General features: G+C 68.1%; 6 protein-coding genes. All 6 read right to left on the reverse strand.

Annotated features, from left to right (window positions below):
- Positions 1 to 930 (reverse strand): aminotransferase class III-fold pyridoxal phosphate-dependent enzyme (locus tag RMO85_RS05910; protein WP_310527367.1); only part of this gene is annotated, 930 nt, incomplete at its 3' end.
- The gene (locus RMO85_RS05915) at positions 927 to 2,225 is read right to left on the reverse strand and encodes a saccharopine dehydrogenase C-terminal domain-containing protein (RefSeq protein ID WP_310527370.1); all 1,299 of its coding nucleotides are present in this window, start codon (positions 2,223 to 2,225) and stop codon (positions 927 to 929) included. The genes RMO85_RS05910 and RMO85_RS05915, both read right to left, overlap by 4 nt.
- 8 nt (positions 2,226 to 2,233) lie before the next feature.
- A complete protein-coding gene (locus RMO85_RS05920) occupies positions 2,234 to 3,094 on the reverse strand; it encodes an ABC transporter permease (RefSeq protein ID WP_310527372.1) in 861 nt (286 codons plus the stop codon).
- 1 nt (position 3,095) lies between these two features.
- Positions 3,096 to 3,944 (reverse strand): ABC transporter permease, encoded by an 849-nt coding sequence (locus RMO85_RS05925; RefSeq protein WP_310527374.1) that lies wholly within the window; start codon positions 3,942 to 3,944, stop codon positions 3,096 to 3,098.
- Positions 3,945 to 4,003: 59 nt separating this feature from the next.
- Positions 4,004 to 5,104, reverse strand: coding sequence for an ABC transporter ATP-binding protein (locus RMO85_RS05930; RefSeq protein ID WP_310527383.1), 1,101 nt, complete (start codon positions 5,102 to 5,104; stop codon positions 4,004 to 4,006).
- A 1-nt stretch (position 5,105) separates the two neighbouring features.
- Positions 5,106 to 6,258, reverse strand: a 1,153-nt coding sequence (locus RMO85_RS05935; RefSeq protein ID WP_310527387.1) for a spermidine/putrescine ABC transporter substrate-binding protein, incomplete at its 5' end; no start/stop codon positions are given.

The following is a 6,258-nucleotide window of genomic DNA, read 5'->3' on the forward strand; positions in this document are numbered from 1 at the left end:
CACGTGCGGGGCGTCCATGATCTCCGAGCGACCGGTGACCGCCGCGAGCGGCAGCCCGCCGGCGATGCCTTTGGCAGTCGTGACGAGGTCGGGCACGACGCCCTCGTGGTCGCACGCGAGCCAGTCTCCGGTGCGCGCGAAGCCGGTCTGGATCTCGTCGGCGATGAAGAGGATGTCGTTCTCGCGACACCAGTCGGTGACCCGGGCGAGGTAGCCCGGCGGCGGCACGATGAAACCCCCCTCGCCCTGGATCGGCTCGATCAGCACCGCCGCGCAGTTCTCCTCGCCGACCTGCGCGTGCACGGTGTTCACGAAGGCGTCGAAGGCCTCCTCCGCGCACGCCTCGGGACCTCCGGGCCAGCGGTAGGGATAGGCCATCGGGGCGCGGTAGATCTCGCCGGCGAACGGCCCGAAGCCCTGCTTGTACGGCATGTTCTTGGCGGTCAGCGCCATCGTGAGGTTGGTGCGACCGTGATAGGCGTGGTCGAAGACGACGATCGCGTCGCGGCCGGTGTGGTGGCGCGCGACCTTGACGGCGTTCTCGACCGCCTCGGCCCCCGAGTTGAACAGCGCCGAGCGCTTCTCGTGGCTGCCCGGGGTGAGCTCGGTGAGCTTCTCGCAGACCTCGACGTACTCCTCGTAGGGCGTGACCATGAAGCAGGTGTGGGTGAAGTCGGCGACCTGGCGCTGGACGGCCTCCACCACGCGTGGGGAGGCGTTGCCGACGGTGGTGACGGCGATGCCGGAGCCGAAGTCGATCAGCTGGTTGCCGTCGACGTCGACGAGGATGCCGCCGCCGGCCCGCTCGACGTAGACCGGCAGCGTCGTGCCGATACCGGCCGAGACGGCCGCCTGCTTGCGCGCCTGAAGGGACTTCGATCGCGGGCCGGGGATCTCCGTGACCAGCCGGCGCTCCTGGGAGATGCTCATGCGGCAGCTCCGGGAGTGCGGTCCTCGATGCCCCACGGCGAGCCGTAGCCCCCGGGCCTGGGTGCGGCCAGCAGGTCGAGGAAGGGCCCGGGCGGCAACGCCTCGGGGCCGAGCACCCCGGTGCCCGACCAGGTGCCGGCGGCGATCAGCTCGAGGGCGACGACCGGGTTGAGGGCCGTCTGCCACACCACGCACTGGGCGCCGTAGTCGCGCATCGAGTCGGCGTTGTCGACCACGTGGTAGAGGTAGGTCGCCCGCGGCTGGCCGTCCTTGCCGGTGCCGGTGACCAACATGCCGGCGCACGTCTTGCCCTCCATCCGCGGCCCGATGGTCGCGGGGTCGGGCAGGCAGGCCGCGACGACGTCGCGGGGGGAGACCTCGACCCCCTTGACCGTCACGGGCGTCGTCGAGTCGAGGCCCAACGTGTGGAGGGTGCGCAGGATGGCGATCATCTCGGTGCCGAGTCCGTACTTGAAGGTGACCCGATCGGCGTCGATCCACCGCGGCATCAGGAGCACCTCCTCGTGCTCGACGTGGACGCACTCGACCGGGCCGATGCCTTCGGGGAAGTCGAAGACCTCGGGCTCGGAGAAGGGCGGGAGGGTGAAGAATCCGGCCTCGAGGTCGCCGTGGGCACGCGCCTTCTCCCACACGACCGGCGGGTTGAGGCACTCCTCGATGATCGTCCACATCGAGAAGCCGGGGGCGAAGACCTCGGTGCCGTCGTCGTCGCGGATCACCAGGTTGGCCCCGTCGCGGGTGCCCAGCTCGTCGATGTGGTCGAAGAGCTCGTCGGCGGCGTAGCGCGCGAAGACGTCGGAGAGTCCCGGCTCGACTCCGATGCCCAGCAGGGCCAGCCGACCGGCGGCCTCCCACTGGTCCGCCATGGCGAACTGCTCGTCGCCGAGCTTGACCCCCACCTGCTCGTACGGGGACTCCGGGTGCCGGCTCGAGAGGCTCATGGCCATGTCGAGGTAACCCGCGTCGGCGGCCAGGGCCCCGGTGAAGATCGGCATCACGAACCGCGGGTCCACCGCGTTGAAGACGTGGGTCGCTCGCACCTCGCGGGCCAGTGCGGTGACCGCGTCGGCGTCGGAGGCGTCGACCTGCCGGGCACTGAACCGCTCGTCACCGGCGCCGCGCTCGCGGGCCGCCTCGACGGTGCGCTCGGCGCGCGCCAGGTCGTAGTCGGCGACCACCCAGGCGTCGAAGAAGTCCCGTTCGACGGCGATGCGCGCTGCCGCGTCGCCGACGCCGCCGGCTCCGATCATCAGCACTCGCAACTGCTCGGGCATGTGTGTGGTCACTCCTTGGGGGTGGAGGCGCGCATCGAGTTGACGACCTGGGCGCCGACGACGAGCAGCACTGCGATGACGAACATCGAGAAGCCGATGACGTTGGCCTCGGCCGGGATGCCGCGCCGCGACGCGACGTAGACGAACTTCGGGAAGGTCGACTCGTTGCCGGAGACGAAGTTGGTGATGATGAAGTCGTCGAAGGACAGCGAGAAGGCGAGCATCGCGGCGCCGAGGATGCCCGGCAGGATGAGCGGGAAGGTGACCTGCCAGAAGGTCTGCATCGGGCTCGCGTAGAGGTCCTGTGCCGCCTCCTCGATCCGCGGGTCGAGGGACTGGATGCGCGCCTTGACGGTGACGACGACGAAGCTCAGGCAGAACATGATGTGGGCGAAGACGATGGTCCAGAAGCCCAGCGAGAGCCCGATGTTGGCGAAGCCCTGAACGAAGATCGTCAACAGCGCGGCCCCCATGACGATCTCCGGGGTGGCCATCGGGACGAAGATCAGCATGTTGCTGGCCGCCTTGCCGCGGAAGCGGTAGCGCACCATCGCCAGCGCCATCAGCGTGCCGAGCACCGTGGCGACCACCGTGGACAGGGCGCCCACCTGCAGCGACGTCACCAACGAGGAGCACGCACCGGGCACGCCGCAGGGGTCCTGCCAGTGCCGGAACGTGAAGCCCTGCCACACGATGTTGGTCTTGCCGTGGTCGTTGAAGGAGAAGGCGAAGGTGTAGGCCACCGGCAAGAAGAGGTAGAGCAGCACCGCGACCGCGGTGAGGATCGCGAAGTGGTTGGCCAGCCAGAGCTGACCCCGCTTGGCACTGGACGGTCGGTAGGCCTGCGGGGAGGTCGTCGAGCTGGTCATCTCACACCAGCTCCTCGGTGCCGAAGCGGCGGACGTAGAGGAAGACCATCACCAGGATCGCCGCCATCAGCGTGAACGACAACGAGGCGGCGACCGGATAGCCACCGGGGATAGCGAGGAACTGGTCATTGATCACGTTGCCGACCATCTTTCCTCGCTGGGGGCCGAGCAGCTCCATGTTGACGAAGTCGCCGGCCGCCGGGATGAAGGTCAGCAGCGTGCCGGCCAGGACGCCCGGCATCGACATCGGCAGCGTCACCGTCCGGAAGGTCGTGAAGCCGTTGGCGTAGAGGTCGCCGCCGGCCTCGATGACGCGCGGATCGGCCCGCTCGAGCGAGGCATAGATCGGCAGCACCATGAAGGGCAGGAAGTTGTAGGTCAGCCCGGCGACCACCGCGACCGGGGTGTTGATGATGTGCCCGCCCGGCAGCAGGTGCAGGAAGTTCAGGATCCCGGCCACCCAGCCCTCGTCCGCCAGGATCTGCGACCACGCGAAGGTGCGCAGGATGAAGGAGGTGAAGAACGGCGCGATGACGCAGATCATCATCAGGTTGCGCCACTTGCCTGCCTTGAACGCCATCGCATAGGCCAGCGGGTAGGCCAGGGCGAACGCCAGCAGTGTCGCGAGGCCGGCATAGAGGAAGGACCGCGCGAAGTGGGGTGCGTAGTCGGTGAGCGCGCTGACGTAGTTCTCGAAGTTGAGGTCGCGGTAGTAGTAGCCGGGGAACCCGGGGTACCGGCTCTGAAGGCTGACCGCGGCCAGCTGGACCAGCGGCAGGATGAAGAAGACCCCGAGCCACAGAAGTCCGGGGAGTAGCAGGAGGTAGGCCGTCCAGCTCCGCTTCGTCACCTCCGGAGCCGGGGCCGGAGCGGGCGCATGCGGCTCGAGCACCGCAGGAGCGAGCGCAGTCACGACTCGTCCGCCGCGACGCCGAACGCGTGTCCGGGATTCCACGTCAGCCAGACCTCGTCACCGGGACGCAGGTCGATCGGGTCGACGTCGAGGTTCTGCTCGTAGCAGCTCCAGGTCGTGCCGCTCGGCATGTCGACGAGATAGCTGGTGGCCACGCCGAGGAAGGACACGTCCTTGACCACACCGCGCACGTCGTTGCCGGCCCCGTCGGGCTTGGTGCGCGAGACCTGCACCTTCTCGGGCCGCACGCCGAAGAGGACGTCGCCCTCGTGCACCTGCGAGCGGGCCCTGCTGATGCGGACCTTGGTGCCGAGGACGTCCGCCACGAGGTGGTCGCGGTCGCTGTCCTCGATCGTGCCGACTCCGGTGTTGGCCTGCCCCAGGAAGTTGGCCACGAAGCGGGTGCGGGGCAGGTCGTAGAGGTCGGCGGGCGCGCCGAGCTGCTCGATGGTGCCCTTGTTCATCACCGCGACCGTGTCGGCCATGGTCATGGCCTCCTCCTGGTCGTGGGTGACGTGGATGAACGTGAGGCCGACCTCGGTCTGGATGCGCTTGAGCTCGACCTGCATCTCGCGGCGCAGCTTGAGGTCCAGGGCTCCGAGGGGCTCGTCGAGCAGCAGCACCTCCGGGGTGTTGACCAGGGCCCGGGCCAGGGCCACGCGTTGCTGCTGGCCACCCGAGAGCTGGGCCGGCTTGCGGGCGGCGAACTGGGTCATCTGCACCAGCTCGAGGGCGTCCTCGGCCAGCTTGGCGGCGTCCTTGGCCCTGCGACGCTTGGGGCCGAACGAGACGTTGTCGCGGATCGTCAGGTGCGGGAACAGCGCGTAGGACTGGAAGACGGTGTTGACGGGGCGCTCGTAGGCACGCGAGCCGGTCAGGTCGGTGTCGCCGATGAGCACCCGGCCCGAGGTCGGCTGCTCCAGTCCGGCGATCATCCGCAGCGTGGTGGTCTTGCCGCAGCCCGACGGGCCGAGCAACGCGAAGAACGACCCGCGCTGCACGTGGAGGTCGATGTCGTCGACGGCCACGAAGTCGCCGAACGCCTTGGTGACCTTCTCGAGCCGGAGGTCTCCTTGGGCTTCCTTGAATCCGGCCATGTCAGTTTCCCATCACGTTGCTCGACCACAGGTCAGCGAGTTCGATCTCTTCGTCGCTGTTGAGCACCCGGAACTGCTGGATGTTGTTGTCGGCGATGAACTCGGCCGTCGGGAAGATCCACGGGCTCTCGGCCAGGTCGGGATCGATCTTCTCCATCTCGGCCTGAGCGCCGTCGACCGGGCACACGTAGTTGACCCAGGCGGCGACCTCGGCGGCGACCGCCGGGTCGTAGTAGTAGTCCATCAGCCTCTGGGCGTTGCGTCGGTGCGTCGAGGTGATCGGCACCATCATGTTGTCCGACCAGAGGGTGCCGCCCGACTCGGGGATCGTGAAGGTCCAGCTCGGGTCCTTGGTGTCGAAGGCGAGGACGAAGATGTCCCCGCTCCACGTGATGCCGGCGACAGCGTTGCCGCTGGTGAGGTCCTCCAGGTAGGAGTTGCCCTTCACCTTGCGGATGTAGCCCTCCTCGATCTTCTGCTCGATGAAGCCGATGGCGTTCTCGAACTCGGTCCGGCCCCAATCGCTCTCGATGTCGACGCCCTGGTTCTGCATCACCAGCGCCGCGGTGTCGCGGAACTCCGAGAGCACCACGATGCGGCCCTTGAGGTCGTCGCTCCACAGGTCGTCGAGCGTCTTCAGCTCGCGGCCGACCTTGTCGCGGTTGTAGCCGATGCCGGCGAAGCCGCTCTGCCAGGTGATGGAGTTGATGCGGCCCGGGTCGAAGGACACTTCCTTGAGAGGTTGCAGCAGATTCTGCACGACGTTGGGCATCTGGATCAGCTCGAGCGGCTGACAGAGCTGGTCGCGGATGACCCGCGACGCCATCCAGTCGGTGAGGGTGATGATGTCGCGATCGATGCTCTGGCCTGCCCGCAGCTGCGGACCGACCTTGGCGTAGTAGGAGTCGTTGTCCTCGACGTCCTCGCTGTAGCTCACCTCGATCCCGGTCTGCTCGATGAACCGCGACAGGGTCGGAGACTTCGTCTCCTTGCCGTTCATGTCGAGGTAGGCCGTCCAGTTGGACCACTTGAGGATCTTCTCGGAGTCGGAGAGGTCCTCGGGCAGCTCGAGCGCCGCCGGTCCGCCGGTGGGCGGCTCGGGTGGGGCGCAGCCGGTGAGGGCCAGTCCGGCCGAGGCGGCAACGCCGCTGCCG

Origin of the sequence: Nocardioides sp. (genome assembly GCF_031422975.1) — a bacterium.
GTDB lineage: Bacteria > Actinomycetota > Actinomycetes > Propionibacteriales > Nocardioidaceae > Nocardioides.